Source organism: Caballeronia sp. GACF4, from assembly GCF_023631025.1.
Classification (GTDB): Bacteria; Pseudomonadota; Gammaproteobacteria; order Burkholderiales; family Burkholderiaceae; genus Caballeronia.
Genome location: NZ_JALQDW010000004.1, coordinates 291,691 through 309,707, shown reverse-complemented (window position 1 = coordinate 309,707; position 18,017 = coordinate 291,691). Strand labels below are relative to the sequence as shown.

The window sequence follows — 18,017 nt, the reverse complement described above, 5'->3', positions numbered from 1 at the left end:
AAATGATCGATGGATGCGCTCACCAGTCTTCGCGTATTCCGCGAGGTCGTCGAAGCTGGAAGTTTCGTGAAGGCGGCCGAACGGCTAGACATCTCGACCGCGATGACGAGCAAACACGTCGCCAACCTCGAACGCCATTTGAACGTGCGGTTGCTGAATCGAACGACGCGGCATCTCAGCCTGACCGAAGCCGGCAACGTTTATTACGAACAGTGCAGCGAGGCGCTCGACATCCTTCGTGCGGCAGAAGCCGCGGTCGGCACGCAGACGGCGCAGCCGCATGGCGTGCTCAAGGTGACCGCGCCGGGCTGGTTCGCCAATCGTAAGTTCGCGGATTTGCTGGTGGCTTATCAGGCGCGTTATCCGGATGTGCTCGTCGATCTGCGCCTTGAGAACCGCTTCGTCGATCTGGTCGAGGAAGGCTACGACATGGCCTTGCGCGCGACGTCCGAGCCGTCGCCCTCGCTCATCGTACGGCCGTTGTGCCGGATGCCGTTCGTGCTGGCGGCATCGCCTGCGTATATCGAACGGCATGGGCCGGTGCGGCATCCCAACGACATGGCGCGGCATCGCGTCGTGCTGCCGACTTACACCAATATCGAGACGGTTACGCTGACGGGCGCGGACGGCGCGTTCACGGTCAGAAATCAGCCGGTGCTGAAGACCAACGATACGTCGATGGCGCTCCAACTCGTGCGCGCCGGGATGGGCATGGCGTATCTGCCGGCGTGGATCGTCGATCCCGAACTGGGCGCGGGCAACTTGCTGCGCGTGCTGCCGGGCTACGAAGCGTTCGCGCCGTCGGTGTATGCGGTGTACACGAGCCGCAAGTACATGACGACGAAGGTCAGAACCTTCATCGATTTCTTGTCGGACTCGCTGAGCGATCAAGAACCAAGGAAGTGACCGAATCACGACAGAATTCGGATTAGTCGTAGATTAAGAATACTCGTATTCAAGCGCTGCTTGCCGTGTGTGAATATCGCGCCCAATTCCCGGTTTGGCCTTCCACGATCTGGTTATCACGGATTGTGACGATCGCCGCTGGGGAGGCTGGCTCTTTCACGCATCATCATTGGCTTAGCGCACATGGACTTCTTTCCCTGGCTCCCCTTGTTGTTCAACCTCTTGCTTCTGTGCGTGGTGATGTTCGTCTGCCGCACGATCAACGCAAGTCACGGCAAGCTGCTGTGGAATGGCGCACTCGTGTTCTTCATCTTCTGCTTTCTGGCAATGGCTCTCGACTTCGTACTGACGATGGTCTTTGCGTCCGCGAGTTTTCATGATCACACGCAGTATGAAAGCATCGCAACGCGGAGCAAGTGGAGCGAACGCGTGCTGAGTTACCTGATTCCTTGTGTCGTGTCGGCGTTGTTGGCACAGCGCTTTCGCAAGCGTCAGCGCGCAGCGCTTGCGCGCAAGCGGCGCGTGCCGACGCTGCGTAACAATGACGCGCCTGTTACGATCAAGACTTCCCCTTACACGCAATCTGAACTCAGGCTGTGAGCATTTTCGAGTAGATTCGACGAGTCCGAACACGAATTTCGTCGAAGCAGTTCTACTATTCGTTTCGCTCTGATATACTTTCGCTCTTTCGGGGCGTAGCGCAGCCTGGTAGCGTACCTGCATGGGGTGCAGGTGGTCGGAGGTTCAAATCCTCTCGCCCCGACCAAATTAAGCCCGCGTAATCTTTTGATTACGCGGGCTTTCTCATTTGTATGTCCATGGCGAAAGAAGCGATTCTGACGGCTTCCAAAAGAACGCCGCCGAAGCGCATTGCGTACAGTCAAGATGAAACTCCTGCGCGGCTGAATCGTCATCTCCGTCCTGCGCGCGCGTGGCATGTGCTACGGCGGACTGACGAGCGTCGATGTAGTGGTCGCGCTTTCTCTGCATCCGTTATCGCTTTCGCCGTAATGTCTTAGATCGCGTACGGAATGGAACTGAAGCCGGCGCGATTTTTCGCCCGCTCAGGCCGCTGAACCTCAGTCACGGTCTCCAGAACCGTTCTCGACATCGGGCCGCTATTCGCCGCACCTCTCGGCTAGCCATGCGCGCATCGTTTATCGACGTAGCACGGCATGCCTGCCGCCCTGTCTATTCCTTGCTCTCCGGAAACATACATCCGCCATTCCGAACCAGCGTCTTCACCTCTTCGCTCACCAGCAGGGGGCTTTGTCTTAATCGGGCAATGAAAGCCTTACTTCGCCGAACGTACGACTTTGAATCGTACTTCGCGCTCCATAGGACGATGTTCAGCACGACAGGGATGAGGTCCAAGCCCTTCTCGGTCAGCGTGTAGAAGTCACGGCGCCCATCGTCGGGGCTGGGCGCCCTCGAGAGAATTCCTTGCTCCTCAAGAAACGCAAGGCGGGACGCAAGGACATTGGTCGCGATTCCCTCTTCCGATCTCAGAAACTCGCCATACGTCTTCTTGCCAACAAAAACGATGTCGCGAATGATCAAGAGCGACCACCGGTCGCCAAACATCTCCACGCCGTAGTTCACCGCGCAATGGGATCGAAGGTCTTCTTTGGATGTCGTCTTCATGGCCAAATATTAACATCGCTTGCATGAAGCAAGTAAATTTCCTCGTTTACTTGTTTTTTGCAAGTTATGTGAATAGGATGGTTGCTAGTGGTTACGAGCACCACCCAACTCACCAGGAGACTGCATGAGCACGATCAGCATCATTGGCACAGGCGGCATGGCCGCAGCGATCGGCGGCCTTGCCGCCAAGGCGGGACACACAGTCGAGGTAATGAGTCGCGACGCTGCCAAGGCGCGGGCGCTTGCCGAAGAGTTTGGAGCCAACGCGACGACAGGAACGTTCGGCGTCGCCCCGGCCGGGGACGTGGTCATCCTGGCGCTTCCCTACCCAGCCGTTCTCGATGTGGTGAAGCAATACGGGAACGAGCTTGCAGGCAAGGTTCTCGTGGACATCACCAATCCCATTGCCTCCGATCACGTGAGCTTCGTGACTCCGGGCGACAGCTTCGGCGCGCGGGAGATCGCCAAGGCCGCGCCTACCGACGCGAAAATCGTCAAGGCGTTCAACACCCTGTTTTCTCACGTCCTGGCTGCCGATCCAGTAGAGGGCCGCCTGTTCGACGTGTTCATCGCTGGGGACGACGCACAAGCGAAAGCACGCGTCTCGGCATTCGTCGCGAGCCTCGGACTGCGCCCGATGGATACCGGGCCGCTGCTCATGGCGAAGACGCTGGAGCACGTCAGCCTGCTGTCGCTGGGACTGCTCACTCACTCCGTCAAGCACGCCAACTTCTCAATCGGCGTCAGCCTGTTCGGCTGATTGCACCAGCGCCACGACATCTCGCATCACATTTTCTGGAGGGAGCAATAACATGCACGTTTTCGTCACGGGCGGGACCGGCCATATCGGTTCGTACATCATTCCCGAGCTCATCGCCGCCGGCCACGAGGTAACCGGCCTCGCCAGGTCGGACAAATCCGCGGCGGCGGTATCCGCGCTCGGCGCAAAGGTGCGTCGCGGCGATATCTCCGATCTCAGTGAACTGAAGGCCGCGGCGTCGGAGTCAGACGGTGTCATCCATGTCGCGCATAGACAAGACCTGCTTCCCTCTGGCGGGCTCGATGCCGTGGCCGCCGCGGAACTCCGGATCATGCTCGCGTATGGCGACGCACTGGCCGGAACCGGCAAGCCGCTGGTCGTGTCGGCGAGCATCGGCTCACCCGGATGGGAAAGCCTCGGCCGGCCCGTCAGCGAGGATGACCCTGCCCTTCCGGCCGGCGATGCATACAAAGGAACGCTGCGAGTTCGTAACGTCGTGGAGCTCGCCGTGATCGCACTCGCGCAGCGGGGCGTGCGGTCTTCGGTCGTGCGGATTCCTCCCATCGCGCACAGCACGAGCGATGCAGGCTTCCTCCCGTTGCTGATTGCGCTCGCAAAGGACAAGGGCGTCATCGGTTATCCGGGAGACGGCGCAAACTTGTGGCCGGCCGTGCATGGCCGCGACCTCGCCACCTTGTTCCGTCTCGCGCTGGAGAAAGGTCCGGCTGGCAAAAGTTGGCACGGCATCGAGGGCGAGGGCATCGCCTTGCGCGAGATCGCCGAGGCCATCGGCAGCCGTCTGGGCCTGCCGGCCGTGAGCATTCCCATCGATGTGCTGATGCTGCCGGGATACTTTGGCTTCCTGACAAACCTGGTCACGCTGGACCTTCCGGCGTCCAATCTCATCACGCGTCAGGCTCTCGGCTGGAAGCCTGCCCAGCCCGGCCTGATCGAGGACCTCGACAATGGCCACTACTTCCCTGCTCTTTGAGTGGCGAAAACAGCGCGGGCACGTTTTGATGGCGTTGAACGTGGATGTCGGCTGTCTTTTATCTTAACCTGTCGCGCTCAGCGAGCATGTTCACCATTTCGGCCATATTCTCGGTTCCCCAAGTGCACAGCGGGACGATATTGTCGGCCAGGCTTCGACCGAGCGGCGTCAGCGTGTAGTCCACGCGCGGTGGCACCTCCTGATAGTCGGTCCGCGCGAGGACGCGATCGGCTTCGAGTTCCTTCAATTGCTGGATCAGCACCTTGGCGCTGACGCCGTGGACATTGCGCTTGAGTTCGCCGTAGCGCTTCGGGCCGTCGAGCAGGAAGTACAAGATCAGTGGCTTCCATTTGCCCGCGATGATGCTGAGGGTCGCGGCTAGCCCGTAAGAGTAGCGGCCACCGCAGGTCGGAGAACAGTCGGTCATTTTCGTGGTTACCAAAAGGTGCATACTTGTTCTTAGGTTAGTCCAACTGCATACTTGTTTCAAGCAAGCAATTCCTGCTTCCGTACAACTTGAAAGAAGGATGCACGACATGACCAGACTCAATGGAAAGACGGCTGTCATCACCGGTGGCGCCACGGGCATTGGCCGCGCGGCAGCGAAGCGCTTCATCGAGGAAGGCGCTTTCGTCTTCATCTTCGGCCGTCGGCAAGACGCACTCGACGATGCCGTGGCCGACCTCGGGCCCAATGCCCGCGCGGTAGAGGGCTCGGTCTCGGATGAGGCCGACCTCGACCGACTTTATGCTGCCGTGAAGGACGAGCGCGGGACCCTCGATATCGTCTTTGCGAATGCCGGCGCGGGAAGCCAGCTAGCGCTCGGCAAGATCACCGCCGAGCACATCGACGAAGCCTTCGACACCAATGTGAAGGGTTCGATCTTCACGGTCCAGAAGGCGTTGCCGCTGATGCGCGATGGCGGTTCGATCATCCTGACCGGATCGAGCGCCGGCACTACGGGCGCTCCTGGAATGAGCGCCTACAGCGCGAGCAAGGCGGCCGTGCGCAACCTCGCGCGAACGTGGGCGGAGGACCTGAAAGGCACCGGCATCCGTGTGAACGTGTTGTCACCCGGGGCGACGGCAACCGAACTCGCGAAGGAAGCGCTGGGCGAGGAAGGCCAGAAGGCTTTCGCCTCGATGACTCCACTTCAGCGCATGGCCGATCCGGCCGAGATCGGAGCGGTGGCTGCCTTTCTCGCGTCGTCGGACAGTAGCTTCATGACCGCCAGCGAGGTGGCCGTCGACGGCGGCTTGGCGCAGCTTTGATGTGTTGTGGCGGCTCTGGCTAACGTCCTTCGCAGGGCCCCTTCAGTGGGCTTGTTGGTCGACGGCGGAAAGCGTGGGTCCTAAGTGCCGCGTGTTGGACTGCGAAACGCGCGGCACATCGCTGAGCAGAGGCCGTCCGACGTAAGGGCGCGACCTGTTTCAGTTGCGGGCCTGTGTCACGAACATGGAGAGATACCGATGAGCACACAAGCGAACGTCCAGGTCGTGAAGGATTTCTTTGCCGCGCTGGGCAGCGGCGATAAGCAAGCTTTGCTGGCCATTTCCGCAGAGGACATCGAGTGGATCGTTCCGGGCGAGTGGGCGCTGGCCGGCACCCACCGTGGGCACGCGGACTTGGCGAACCTGTTGCAGAAGGCTTCCGAGATGGTGGATACGTCCTACCCCGCCCCGCCCGAATTCGTTGCTCAGGGTGACCGGGTTCTGGTCGTCGGCTTCGCGACGGGCAGAATCAAAGCCACGAACAAGACCTTCGAAGACCACTGGATCTTTGCCATCACCGTTCGCAATGGCAAGGTCGCGAGCATCCGCGAGTACATCGACACGCTTGCACTGGCCCGGGCCTCCGAACTTTAAGGCTAGTCGTTGTGTTGGGCGACGGAAGATCAGCAAGTCGCTGCGTTCGTAGTCTCCCCCGAGCTGACTGATAGCCATCAACCTCGAAGAACTCATATTTGATAACTAGCAGCGGGATGAGCGGTTTCATAGTCGGATGCCTGCGCACTTCCGCGTCCAGCCAGGCGTGAGACGCCTCTTTACCTTCCGCCGCGCCGCTTCCGCAGCATCGTTTTGTGCGCCACCGACCGTCAGATACTTTCGCCCGCAATAGCGAGGAACCGTTCACGCTTTGCAGCGGGCTTTGTCATGGCGAGAGGAAGATCCGCTCTGTCCCGCACATCAAGGAAGTCAAAGTCATTTCGGCCCGCTTGCTATCATGCCTGCCTGCGTGACGGCGGCTCGTAGTAGCGCCACAAGCCAAGCTCAAGTGTCTTCTAGCACGGGCCAACAGTGTGGATACGAAGGATTCGTGTGCACAGCGCCGTCCGGCTAATCGGCTTGACAACGACGACTTTCACAACGGCCCCAGCGCGCGAGACAGGTGATGAAGCATGAAGCCGCTATCTAAATTTTTTTCGAGAAAGGCCCCGCAACCAGCAGTCGAGGTTCCGTTACCGCCACCGGAAGTGACTGACGGACGGTTCTTTTTCCCAGTTCAGGAAATCAGAGTCGCGGTCGGTAACCACAGTCATATAAACCGACCAACCGTTTATTACTGGGGGGCTCCGTGTGCATTTGAGGTTGGGAATTACTGCTCAATTGCTCAGGGAGCAACATTCGTGTTAGGCGGCGAGCATCCGAAGCTTTCGTTGTCTACGAACACGACGCTGCATCAAATAAATGCTTCCAATAGATGGAAGGGAGACGTCGTCATTGGCAACGATGTCTGGGTCGGCGCAAACACCACCATCGTTTCAGGCGTTACGATCCACACCGGAGCGATCATCGGGGCGGGCGCCACGATCAGCAAAGATGTTCCTGCTTACGCGATAGTCGTCGGTAATCCGCAGCGCGTTCTGCGTTATCGCTTCGAGCCAGACGTGATAGCCCGATTACTCGACTCACGTTGGTGGGAACACAATCCGGAGACGTTGAATCCGCTCTTGATGAAGAGCACAGATATAAATGATTTTCTGATGCTGTTTGAGAATTCGGTTTGAGGGATGGCGAATTCGTTTGGCGTCTTGTTCATTCGCTTCTCGTTCAACGATGAGGAATGCGTCTCTAAAGGACCACGGGTGATGAAGCCGCATTGCCCTCTCTACAAACTCCTGTAGGCGTGTCCGATACCGGCTCCGCTTGCGGCATCGACGCTTTGCCGATCCTAGCTGTACTCTCTTGTGCGGAAACGCCTTGCCCGTTATCGCCGAGCAGATCCTAATGCCAAAAATCATTTGACCCATGCTTCGATGCGGACAACCGCTTCTTCGCGCAATCTATCGACAAATCATCGGATCAGTTCGAGCGGCCACGATTGTTAGGCACACGCAGTGTTTGCCGTTGCACCTTGATCGCCACCTAAAAGACTGCGAGGCACGCGAGTGTCATGCAAATCACGCCAAACTTTCGACAGACCTGACGCTGATTGCGGCGTTTCGTTAAGTGGCGCACTCAACTTCTAACCAGACTGCCTCATATTCCGATCATGATCATTAAATAAAAAATCGGGGCGTGCCGTGTCAGCCATTCTCTCAGTTGTCGTCCGCGGTGCCACCGCCAGCCTCCACTATCTCGGGCGTCGAGACAAGAAGCCGGAGGTGACAGCGGATGCACTCGCACATGTCTATCGTGAAGTGCTCGGAACGCTCGCCGAGCTTTCGGGCGTTGTGTTCCGAGTCATGTATCAGACTGATCCTGAACGGCCTTGGCCCAAGGCCGTGCTTGAGGAACTAGAACGCAAGCAAGCTGAAATCAAAGACCTGGCGAACACGTCCGGCAATCTGCTGCAAGTGGATGCTCTTGAAGCCTTGCAATTCATCGCCAATGGCGAGGCACGTCAGGCAGGCATGCAACAGTTCCTGGAAGCTATCGACGCCGCACATCAGGTGGTCAGTCGACAGTGCCGTCTTGCTCAACAGAGCTGATCTAGCGATTGCAAGCGTTGTCGTAATGCAATGGTCACTCGGCGCCAGGCGCCTGTAGTGATGAAGCCTCTTGCTCAGCGAATACCGTCCTTTGTCAATCGACCGTCGGGCAAGGACCACCGTCGCACATCCTGGACTTTACGAATGCATCGCCGCCAGAGAATTGCCGTGCTGCTCGAGATGGGCCAACTCGTCGTGCGAAACCCGAGAGTTGCTTATCCTCTTCTCACCGTGCTCTCCCGCACGTGCGCGGAAAAATGGGCGGCAGTCGCCATGCCGAAGTTCATACGCGAAAATGGGCGCGCTAAAACCTTCAGATAGGTTCACGCGCTGCATGCAATGCAATTAGCACCGAACTTGCGGCGTTCGCGATGATTAGCCGTGCCTGCCTTAACGCGATTTTGACGCGACGCTCAGCGACCCGTTCACCGCATAAAAAAGCAAGGCACCGAACCGGCGGTTAGAACCTCGACGGACTCATCCGCCGTTAGTCCGCACAGAAGCGCTATTTTGTCCGGTCGATGCATCGCGATTTCTGCGGCGTATGGATAACGAAGAACAGTCGACGCATTTGACAATACTGTCGTCCTAATCGAGCTTTCCAAAGCGCTATGGCACCGCTTGCTTAACAGCACGTGAAAGCTAGTCGCTGCTTTTCTCAATTGCGCATGACTTTGCACGCTGAAAAGTAGTTCGCAAAGCAAACGTTTGCGGTATGCTCGCCGAAACCGTCTGTAGTTTGTTCGAAGCGATTGATTCATCGGCTCTCACTGCAGATCAGAAACGAGAAAGTATCCTCTCCCTAAAGCAATTGCCCGCTTTTACTCAGACTTAAAAGGCACAAAAACCACTTGTAACTCAGGCCCTTAAGCTCTAATCTTAAAGTGACGTATAAGGAACGCCGCCTGATGCCTTCGCTTGCTCTCGCGCCTGTCGTTCAAAGGCAACCGCTGTCAGCCCGAACTTCCAGCTTGCGTCTCGAAGTCGCAAGATGGTTCGTTTCGGTGTCATCCGCGCGCGTTACACGGTTCGGCCGCATCTATCTGGGCGGGAGCCGCTATGTATGTGTGAGCGCATACAAGAATGGCGGGCGCTTTGCGCTGTACTTCTTCCATCACGGACCTGATGACTGGCGTATCTATCCGCCTATGGGTATGGGGCCGAGCCTTGTGTACTGGTCGGTTGGTGTAGAGGCGCCAAGCGCGAACCTGACCGTCGGCTGATAGATCCAACCCATGCTTTGTGATTCGCCATTGTGCGAGTAGACCGGCACCATACAGCCCATGTTCTTCGCGCAGTCGCACTCGGAACGCAATGCACCCAAACCAAAAAAATGCCGCGAGTCCGTCGCGGCATTGGTCATTCCTACAAGACAAGCGGCATTCAGCCACCGAGCAAATCGATCACCTGCGTGATCTCCTTGCGCAACTGATCGACATCGACGCCCGCTGAAGGCGCAGCCGCTACGCCCTCGATATCTTCGGCTTCGGCGTCATCGCTGATCGGGCGGCCTTGCGAATCAAGCCGATTACGCGCGCCGTTGATGGTGAATCCCTGCTCGTATAGCAGTTCGCGAATCCGCCGGATCAGCAGCACTTCATGATGCTGATAGTAGCGCCGATTGCCGCGCCGCTTGACCGGCCTCAGCTGCGTAAACTCCTGCTCCCAATAGCGCAGCACGTGCGGCTTGACACCGCACAGCTCGCTGACTTCGCCAATCGTGAAATAACGCTTGGCCGGGATCGGAGGCAAGACGACTTTTTCCATCGTCGATCAACCATCTTGGTGAGTGATGTCGATGAAGCACGGCAAGCAAAAGCGATTCGCGCGATGTTCAGCGCATGAGCGAATTCAACGCGTGAGACCTGACTCCGCTCCCGTTTCCACCAGCGCCTTCAACTTCTGACTTGCATGAAATGTGACGACACGCCGTGCCGCGATAGGAATGGCTTCGCCAGTCTTCGGATTGCGTCCCGGACGCTGCGGCTTGTCGCGCAACTGGAAGTTGCCAAAGCCGGAGAGTTTGACGCTATCGCCGCTTTCGAGCGCGTCGCGAATGACTTCGAAGAAGGCTTCGACCATGTCTTTCGCTTCGCGCTTGTTCAAGCCGACGTGGTCGAACAGCATCTCGGCCAGTTCGGCTTTCGTGAGCGTGGGCGTGTCATTGGACACGGCGCCCGAAGTCGGGATATCTCGGGTCATGGCGCTACGCTGCGCCGAAAGAAGGGCTTCGAAATCACTCGAGTTCATTTGGTTCATATCGGTAAAACGGCGGACGACGATGAAGACGGACTAAGCCAACTGCAGGCCAACTACATGCCCAACCGCAGGCTATCCGCGCAACCGCGCGCCGTGTACTCGAGCCAGGCGATCCACCAGCGTTTTGATGGCCGTATCGACCGTTTCATCCTGAAGCGTGCCGCCAGTATCTTGCAACGTAACACGGAAGGCAAGACTTTTCTCGTGCTCCGCCAACCCTCCGGAAGTATTTGATTTTGGACGAAATTCGTCGAAAAGCGCAACCCTTGTGACGTGCTTGCAGGCAGGTTCCGAACGGGCATTTTCAAGCTCGTCGAGCAACGCCTGGAGCGGTACTTTCTGATCCACGACGACGGCGATATCACGCCGCACAGGCGGGAATTTCGACACTTCCGAAGGCGCCGGCAGCGCGCGATCCATCAACGCGTCCGCTTCGATTTCGAAGAGGATCGGCGCATGCGGCAGGTCGTACTTTTGCTGCCAGCGCGGATGCAGTTCGCCGATCCAGCCCACCGCCCGGCCCGCCACTTCAACACGCGCGCTGCGTCCCGGATGCAGCGCCGGATGCTCCGCCTTCACGAAGCGCGGTACGACGGGAGCGAACAGCGCTTCGACGTCGCTCTTCACGTCGAAGAAGTCGACGCTGCGCGACGGCGCGCCCCATTGCTCGTCGAGCGCGGGACCGTAGGCGAGACCGCCGATCATCTTCGGTTGCGCGAAACCTTCGACAGCCAATTCGCCCGCCGTGACCGATGCATCGCGCAGAAACACACGCCCTGCTTCGAACACGCGAATACGGTCTGCGCGCCGGTTCAGGTTGTAGCGCAGCACGTCGATCAGACTGCCGAACAGCGTCGTGCGCATGACCGAAAGCTGACTCGCGATCGGATTGATGAGCTTCACCGGATTGTCGTTGCCGGCGAAATCCTTCTCCCAGTCGGCATCGACGAAACTGAAGTTCACGGTCTCCGAATAGTCGCGCGCGGCCACGGCATGACGCAATGTGTGAATCGAGCGCCTCGTTTCGTTCGTGCGCCGCATTTCGCTGGCAGCAACCGGCGGGCGCGCGGGAATTTTCTCGAAACCGTAGATGCGCGCGACTTCCTCGATCAGATCCTCCTCGATCTCGATATCGAAGCGATAAGCCGGCGGCGTCACGCTGAAGGTATCGCCGTCGCGCTCGAAAGCGAGATTCAGACGCGTGAAAATCTGTGCGATCTCGTCCACGCTAATGTCCACGCCGATAATGCGGTGCGCGCGCGACACGCGCATGGTCACCGGATGACGCTCGGGCACGTTGACGGTCTGATCGTCCACCGGGCCGGCTTCGCCGCCGCAGATGTCGAGGATCAGTCGCGAAATGCGTTCGATATGCTCGACAGTGGTCGAGTAATCGACACCGCGTTCGAAGCGATGCGCGGCGTCCGTCGAAAAGTTGTATTTGCGCGCACGGCCGCGAATGGCGTCCGGCCACCAGAAGGCGGCTTCGAGATAGATGTTGGTGGTATCGAGCGTGACAGCCGTGCTGTCGCCGCCCATGATGCCCGCGAGGCTTTCGACCTGCGCGCCGTCCGCGATCACGCCGACGGTTTCATCCAGTTCGACAGTGTTGCCGTTGAGCAGCTTGAGCGATTCGCTCTTCTTGCCCCAACGCACTTCGATACCGCCGTGAATCTTGTCGAGATCGAACACGTGTGAGGGACGGCCGAGTTCAAGCATCACGAAATTCGAGATATCGACGAGCGCCGAGATGCTGCGTTGACCGGCGCGTTCGAGGCGCTCGACCATCCATTGCGGCGTCTTCGCGCGCGCGTTCACACCGCGAATCACGCGACCTGAAAAGCGGCCGCACAGATCCGGCGCGAGGATCTTCACTGGCAGCTTTTCGTCGAGCTTGACCTCGACCGGCGGCATGTCGAGCGACTTCAACGTCGCGCCCGTGATCGCGGCGGTTTCGCGCGCGACGCCAAAAACCGAAAGGCAGTCCGCCTTGTTCGGCGTGAGCTTGATCTCGAAGACAGTGTCGTCGAGATTGAGCGCTTCGCGAATGTCTTGTCCGATCGGCGTATCGGCCGGAAGGATCAGCAAGCCGCTATGGTCTTCCGAGAGCTTCAGTTCGCGCGCCGAGCACAGCATGCCCTGGCTTTCGACACCGCGCAGCTTCGAGAGCTTGATCGCGAAAGGCGCGCCACCGGCTTCGGCAGGCGGCAACTCCGCGCCGACCAGCGCGACTGGCACCTTGATGCCGGGCGTCACGTTCGGCGCGCCGCACACGATGTTCAACTGCTCGCCCGTGCCGGCATCGACCTGACAGACGTTGAGCTTGTCGGCGTCCGGATGCTTCGCCACTTCCAGCACTCGTCCGACGACGATCTTCTTGGTCGGCGGCGCGACCGGCCTCAGGTCTTCGACTTCTAGACCGGCCATCGTGAGTGCGTGCGCAAGTTCGTCGGTCGTGAGTGCGGGATCGACGAAGCTTCGGAGCCAGGATTCTGGGAATTGCATGTGTGTCTACGTTCGAATGAGGTGGTGTCTCTCGCCCGGTTGCTGTTGCCAAACCGGGCTCCGCGGGCCGTGCGGCGTTTAAGCGAACTGGCGCAGAAAACGCAGGTCGTTCTCGAAGAACAGACGCAAGTCCTGCACGCCGTAACGCAGCATGGCGAGACGCTCGAGGCCGCTACCGAACGCAAAACCGATATAGCGCTCCGGGTCGAGGCCCATGTTGCGGATGACGGTCGGATGTACTTGACCCGAGCCGGAGATTTCCAGCCACTTGCCCGCGTTCTTGCCGTGTTCGAACATCATGTCGATCTCGGCCGACGGCTCCGTGAACGGAAAATACGACGGGCGGAAGCGCACGAGAATGTCGTCGCGCTCGAAAAACTTCTTGAGGAAATCGGTATAGACGCCCTTCAGGTCCGCAAAGCTGATGTTCTCTTCGATCCACAGGCCTTCGACCTGGTTGAACATGGGCGAATGCGTGGCGTCGCTGTCCACGCGATACGTGCGGCCCGGCACGATCACCTTGATCGGCGGCTTGTTCATGCGCGCGTAGCGAACTTGCATCGGGCTCGTGTGCGTGCGCAGCAACAGCGGGCGGCCTTCGGCATCTTTACCGTCGACGTAGAAGGTGTCCTGCATCGAGCGCGCCGGATGGTTCTCAGGGCTATTGAGCGCCGTGAAGTTGTACCAGTCGGTTTCGATCTCGGGACCGTCCGCGACATCGAAGCCGATCGTGCCGAAGATACGCTCCACGCGCTCCCACGTGCGCATGACCGGATGCAGCGTGCCCGTGCTCGCGCCGCGTCCGGGCAAGGTAACGTCGATAGCTTCGGCAGCGAGCCGCTGGTTGAGGAGCGCGTCGGCCAGCGCCTGACGACGCGCGTTGAGCGCCGCTTCGACTTGCTGCTTGGCCACGTTGATACGCGCGCCTTCGGTCTTCTTCGCCTCCGGATCGAGCTTGCCGAGACCCTTCAGCAGTTCGGTCAGCGCGCCGGATTTGCCGAGAAAGCGGGCCTTCGCGTTTTCGAGCGCGGCGGCGTCGGAGGCTTCTTCAAAGGCGCTTTTTGCGTCGGCGACAATCTGGTCCAGATCCATTGATCCCATCTTTTCAACGTCGAAGTTCTAACTGAATTACGGTTTGGCTTATGCGCACGATTGGTTCGTACGCCTCACATGCGATAAGCAAAACCGTCCGACCAACAAAAACGGGGCTCGGTGAGAGCCCCGTTTTCTACCTTCGCGCCACCCGAACAACCGGACGACGCTCAGGCGAACCACGCAGTACTAATTTCGCAATTAGGCTGCAACGGCGGCTTTCACCTGATTCACGATCGCAGCAAAAGCAGCCTTGTCGAACACAGCCATGTCGGCCAGCACCTTACGGTCGAGTTCGATCGAAGCCTTCTTCAGGCCGTTGATGAACACGCTGTACGTCATGTCGTGCTGACGCACCGCCGCGTTGATACGCGTGATCCACAATGCGCGGAACACACGCTTCTTGTTGCGGCGATCGCGATAGGCGTATTGCCCTGCGCGCATTACCGCTTGCTTGGCGATGCGATAGACGTTATTGCGACGGCCGCGGTAACCCTTGGCCAGACGGATGATCTTCTTGTGACGGGCCCGTGCGGTAACCCCACGTTTTACTCGAGGCATGTTGCGCTCCTATGAGTGTCGGTAAAGGGTTAAGCGAACGGCAACATTGCGCGGACGGAGTTCAGATTTGACTCATGAACGGCCGTCGTGCCACGCAAATGGCGTTTGTTCTTGGTGGTTTTCTTGGTAAGAATGTGGCGCTTGAAGGCCTGACCGCGCTTGACGGTACCGCCCGGACGCACCACGAAGCGCTTTGCAGCACTCTTCTTGGTCTTCATCTTCGGCATGAAACTACTCCAGTTTATTAGATGGTCATGGGTGTGCGGATGATCCGTCAAACAAACATCGGACCCCTTGCCGCCCTTCGAAACCCACGCTCCACTTATGTGCGGACAGCCTTTTGTGGCTACCGCTTTTCATGAGCGGCGTCACCAAAGTGACGCCAGCCCTGAAACCACCTGCGATGCCGCGCTCACGCTTTTCAACGGCGCGCGATCCAACGCTTTACGACGCTCGTTACTTACCCTTTTTCTTCGGGGCAAGCACCATGATCATCTGACGCCCTTCCATCTTCGGCATTTGCTCGACTTGGCCGTATTCGTCCAGATCCGTCTTCAGACGTTCGAGCATGCGCATGCCGATTTCCTGGTGCGCCATTTCCCGACCGCGGAAACGCAACGTGATTTTCGTCTTGTCGCCGTCTTCGAGGAAGCGCGTGAGGTTACGCAGCTTGACGTTGTAATCACCGTCGTCCGTGCCGGGGCGGAATTTGACTTCCTTCACCTGCACGATCTTCTGCTTGAGCTTCGCCTCGTGCTGCTTCTTCGCTTCCGAGTACTTGAACTTGCCGTAATCCATCAAACGGCAGACAGGCGGTGAAGCCTGCGGCGCGATTTCGACCAGATCCACGTCGAGCTGTTCCGATTGACGGAAAGCCTCGGCCAGTTTCACGATTCCGAGCGGCTCGTTGTCCACTCCGACCAAGCGCACTTCCGGCGCAGTGATTTCACCGTTGATGCGATGTGACGACTTATCAGTAGCGATGTTACGTTTCCTCTAAAAATGAAAAAACAAGCCGCGCTGCGAGTGACTTACTTGAACGCCCGCACTTCCTGCTGCAGACGTTCGAGGAATGCGTCGACCGGCATCACGCCCAGATCGACACCGCCACGAGCACGCACGGCTACGGTTTGTGCATCACGCTCTTTGTCTCCGACGACCAGCAAATACGGAACCTTTTGCAACGTGTGCTCGCGTATTTTATAGTTAATCTTCTCATTGCGCAAATCGCTCTCAACTCTAAGCCCTTGTTTTTGCAACGATTGGGCCAGAGAAGCCGCATATTCGGCCTGACTTTCGGCAATATTCAGCACGACTGCCTGCACAGGCGCGAGCCACGGCGGCATTGCACCGGCATGGTGCTCGATCAGAATGCCGAGGAAACGCTCCATCGACCCGACGATCGCGCGGTGAAGCATGACCGGACGGCGACGGCTGTTGTCCTCGCCGACGTACTCCGCGCCGAGACGCTCCGGCAACACCATGTCGAGCTGCAGCGTACCGCATTGCCAGGACCGGCCGAGCGCGTCCTTGATGTGGTACTCGATCTTCGGACCATAAAACGCGCCCTCGCCCGCGAGTTCTTGCCACTGCAGGCCGCACGCGGTGAGCGCGTCACGCAGGCCTTGCTCCGCGCGATCCCAGGTTTCGTCGGTACCGGCGCGCTGCTCCGGACGCAGCGACAACTTGATGTCAATGTGATCGAAGCCGAAGTCCTTGTACACGCTCATCGCGAGCGTATTGAACGCGATCGATTCGGCGATGAACTGATCTTCCGTGCAGAAGATGTGCGCGTCGTCCTGAACGAAACCGCGCACGCGCATGAGACCATGCAACGCGCCCGACGGCTCGTTGCGATGGCACGATCCGAACTCCGCGTAGCGCAGCGGCAGATCGCGATAAGACCTCAGCCCGTGATTGAACACCTGCACGTGGCCCGGGCAGTTCATCGGCTTGATGGCATAGTCGCGCTTCTCGGACTCGGTCGTGAACATGTTCTCGCGATAGTTCTGCCAATGACCGGACGCTTCCCACAGCGAGCGGTCCATGACCATCGGGGTCTTGATCTCGAGATAGCCGGCCTCATTGATCCGACGGCGCATGTACTGCTCGACCTGCTGCCACAGCGACCAGCCCTTCGGATGCCAGAACACCATGCCCGGCGCTTCGTCCTGCAAATGGAACAGGTCGAGCTGCTTGCCGAGCTTGCGATGATCGCGCTTCTCCGCTTCTTCGAGCATGTGGAGATACGCTTCCTGGTCTTCCTTCTTGGTCCAGGCGGTGCCGTAGATACGCTGCAACTGCTCGTTCTTCGAGTCGCCGCGCCAGTACGCGCCCGCGACCTTCATGAGCTTGAAAACCTTCAGTTTGCCGGTGGACGGCACGTGCGGACCACGGCACAGGTCGGTGAAACCGCCGTGCGAATAGAGCTTGATTTCGTCCGAAGCCGGGATTGATTCGATGATCTCCGCCTTGTACTTCTCGCCGATGCTCTTGAAGTACTCGACCGCTTCGTCGCGCGACACCACGCGCCGCGACACAGGCTCGTCTTTCTTGACGAGGTCCTGCATGCGCTTTTCGATCTTCTCGAGGTCTTCGGGCGTGAAGGGACGGCTGTACGCGAAGTCGTAATAGAAGCCGTTGTCGATGACCGGCCCGATGGTCACCTGCGCCTCGGGGAACAAGTCCTTGACCGCGTAGGCCAGCAAGTGCGCGGCAGAGTGACGAACGACATCGACGCCTTCCGGGTCTTTGTCCGTGACGATGGCGAGCGACGAATCCTGGTCGATGACAAACGACGTGTCGACGAGCTCGCCGTTGAGCTTGCCGGCAAGCGCCGCCTTGGCGAGACCCGCGCCGATCGATGCCGCGACTTCCGCGACGGTCACCGGGTGGTCGTATTGACGGACCGACCCATCAGGCAAACGTACCGAAACCATTTCGTTCTCCAAGACGCCAGCTCACGCCAGGCGAGTTCGACTAAAACATGCCGCTCGATACCGTGCAAAATCCGAGAGACAAAAAAAATGCGGCCCCGCTATCGAGGGGCCGCATTCACTTTTCACACATACCGCAAACAGATTGGCAGAAGGCGAATTAGGTCCTCGACTAGCGTCGCTCCGAAGTTGTTTCGGTCAACGTTCGACGTGCCATATTTTTTCGCCTTGTGCGCAATGCGCTTCTTGCGGATTGAAGACTCGGCGGACCGAGGCTTCGTTTTCGTTGGTAGGCTCGATTGGACTCGAACCAACGACCCCCACCATGTCAAGGTGGTGCTCTAACCAGCTGAGCTACGAGCCTGAAAGAAGTGAGATTATATGGAGCGTTTCGATTTTTGGCAAGTGCATCTGTGCGATGAATCGAAAAAT

At 58.7% G+C, this 18,017-nt stretch carries 18 protein-coding genes and 2 tRNA genes; 9 read left to right on the top strand and 11 right to left on the bottom strand.

What is annotated here, in order from left to right; translation table 11 throughout:
- Positions 1-9 precede the first annotated feature (9 nt).
- The 3 genes from NCR40_RS05310 (at position 10) to NCR40_RS05300 (ending at position 1,672) form a co-directional block, all read left to right on the top strand.
- Complete coding sequence (locus NCR40_RS05310; RefSeq protein WP_250508904.1) at positions 10-906, top strand: LysR family transcriptional regulator; 897 nt, start codon at positions 10-12, stop codon at positions 904-906.
- A 183-nt stretch (positions 907-1,089) separates the two neighbouring features.
- Entirely contained in the window at positions 1,090-1,506 is a 417-nt protein-coding gene (locus NCR40_RS05305) for a hypothetical protein (protein ID WP_250508903.1), read from the top strand.
- 89 nt (positions 1,507-1,595) lie between these two features.
- Positions 1,596-1,672, top strand: a tRNA-Pro gene (locus tag NCR40_RS05300).
- A gap of 425 nt (positions 1,673-2,097) precedes the next feature.
- On the opposite strand, the gene NCR40_RS05295 is transcribed toward NCR40_RS05300, so the two are convergent.
- The gene (locus NCR40_RS05295) at positions 2,098-2,550 is read right to left on the bottom strand and encodes a winged helix-turn-helix transcriptional regulator (RefSeq protein WP_250508902.1); all 453 of its coding nucleotides are present in this window, start codon (positions 2,548-2,550) and stop codon (positions 2,098-2,100) included.
- Between the two features lie 124 nt (positions 2,551-2,674).
- On the opposite strand from NCR40_RS05295, the gene NCR40_RS05290 reads away from it, so the two are divergent.
- Positions 2,675-3,310, top strand: coding sequence for an NADPH-dependent F420 reductase (locus tag NCR40_RS05290; RefSeq protein ID WP_250508901.1), 636 nt, complete (start codon positions 2,675-2,677; stop codon positions 3,308-3,310).
- Positions 3,311-3,362: 52 nt separating this feature from the next.
- Positions 3,363-4,301 carry an SDR family oxidoreductase gene (locus NCR40_RS05285; protein WP_250508900.1) on the top strand — a complete coding sequence of 313 codons (939 nt, stop codon included), beginning with the start codon at positions 3,363-3,365 and terminating at the stop codon, positions 4,299-4,301.
- A gap of 58 nt (positions 4,302-4,359) precedes the next feature.
- Here NCR40_RS05285 and NCR40_RS05280 read toward each other — a convergent pair whose 3' ends face one another.
- A complete protein-coding gene (locus NCR40_RS05280) occupies positions 4,360-4,728 on the bottom strand; it encodes a winged helix-turn-helix transcriptional regulator (RefSeq protein ID WP_250508999.1) in 369 nt (122 codons plus the stop codon).
- A gap of 109 nt (positions 4,729-4,837) precedes the next feature.
- Between NCR40_RS05280 and NCR40_RS05275 the strand changes: the two genes are divergently transcribed.
- The 4 genes from NCR40_RS05275 to NCR40_RS05260 all read left to right on the top strand — a co-directional run bounded on the left by NCR40_RS05275 (position 4,838) and on the right by NCR40_RS05260 (position 8,232).
- On the top strand, positions 4,838-5,572 hold the full coding sequence (locus tag NCR40_RS05275; protein ID WP_250508998.1) for an SDR family NAD(P)-dependent oxidoreductase: 735 nt from the start codon (positions 4,838-4,840) through the stop codon (positions 5,570-5,572).
- A 198-nt stretch (positions 5,573-5,770) separates the two neighbouring features.
- On the top strand, positions 5,771-6,166 hold the full coding sequence (locus NCR40_RS05270; protein ID WP_250508899.1) for a nuclear transport factor 2 family protein: 396 nt from the start codon (positions 5,771-5,773) through the stop codon (positions 6,164-6,166).
- 533 nt (positions 6,167-6,699) lie between these two features.
- Complete coding sequence (locus NCR40_RS05265) at positions 6,700-7,308, top strand: CatB-related O-acetyltransferase (protein WP_250508898.1); 609 nt, start codon at positions 6,700-6,702, stop codon at positions 7,306-7,308.
- Between the two features lie 516 nt (positions 7,309-7,824).
- Positions 7,825-8,232 (top strand): hypothetical protein, encoded by a 408-nt coding sequence (locus NCR40_RS05260; RefSeq protein WP_250508897.1) that lies wholly within the window; start codon positions 7,825-7,827, stop codon positions 8,230-8,232.
- A gap of 1,383 nt (positions 8,233-9,615) precedes the next feature.
- On the opposite strand, the gene NCR40_RS05255 is transcribed toward NCR40_RS05260, so the two are convergent.
- The 9 genes from NCR40_RS05255 to NCR40_RS05215 form a co-directional block, all read right to left on the bottom strand.
- The gene (locus NCR40_RS05255; RefSeq protein WP_244827704.1) at positions 9,616-9,999 is read right to left on the bottom strand and encodes a MerR family transcriptional regulator; all 384 of its coding nucleotides are present in this window, start codon (positions 9,997-9,999) and stop codon (positions 9,616-9,618) included.
- 84 nt (positions 10,000-10,083) lie between these two features.
- On the bottom strand, positions 10,084-10,491 hold the full coding sequence (locus tag NCR40_RS05250; RefSeq protein ID WP_244827703.1) for an integration host factor subunit alpha: 408 nt from the start codon (positions 10,489-10,491) through the stop codon (positions 10,084-10,086).
- A gap of 72 nt (positions 10,492-10,563) precedes the next feature.
- A complete protein-coding gene (gene pheT / locus NCR40_RS05245) occupies positions 10,564-12,996 on the bottom strand; it encodes a phenylalanine--tRNA ligase subunit beta (protein WP_250508896.1) in 2,433 nt (810 codons plus the stop codon).
- Positions 12,997-13,074: 78 nt separating this feature from the next.
- Positions 13,075-14,088: a phenylalanine--tRNA ligase subunit alpha gene (gene pheS / locus NCR40_RS05240; protein WP_244827701.1), complete on the bottom strand. Its 1,014-nt coding sequence runs from the start codon at positions 14,086-14,088 to the stop codon at positions 13,075-13,077.
- A gap of 201 nt (positions 14,089-14,289) precedes the next feature.
- Positions 14,290-14,649 carry a 50S ribosomal protein L20 gene (gene rplT, locus NCR40_RS05235; protein WP_050454097.1) on the bottom strand — a complete coding sequence of 120 codons (360 nt, stop codon included), beginning with the start codon at positions 14,647-14,649 and terminating at the stop codon, positions 14,290-14,292.
- A 29-nt stretch (positions 14,650-14,678) separates the two neighbouring features.
- On the bottom strand, positions 14,679-14,876 hold the full coding sequence (rpmI, locus tag NCR40_RS05230) for a 50S ribosomal protein L35 (protein ID WP_244827700.1): 198 nt from the start codon (positions 14,874-14,876) through the stop codon (positions 14,679-14,681).
- A gap of 229 nt (positions 14,877-15,105) precedes the next feature.
- Positions 15,106-15,633: a translation initiation factor IF-3 gene (infC, locus tag NCR40_RS05225; protein ID WP_074168877.1), complete on the bottom strand. Its 528-nt coding sequence runs from the start codon at positions 15,631-15,633 to the stop codon at positions 15,106-15,108.
- 47 nt (positions 15,634-15,680) lie between these two features.
- Positions 15,681-17,588, bottom strand: a complete 1,908-nt coding sequence (gene thrS, locus NCR40_RS05220; protein ID WP_250508895.1) for a threonine--tRNA ligase — start codon at positions 17,586-17,588, stop codon at positions 15,681-15,683.
- A gap of 284 nt (positions 17,589-17,872) precedes the next feature.
- Positions 17,873-17,949: transfer RNA gene (locus NCR40_RS05215), tRNA-Val, on the bottom strand.
- Between the last annotated feature and the right edge of the window lie 68 nt (positions 17,950-18,017).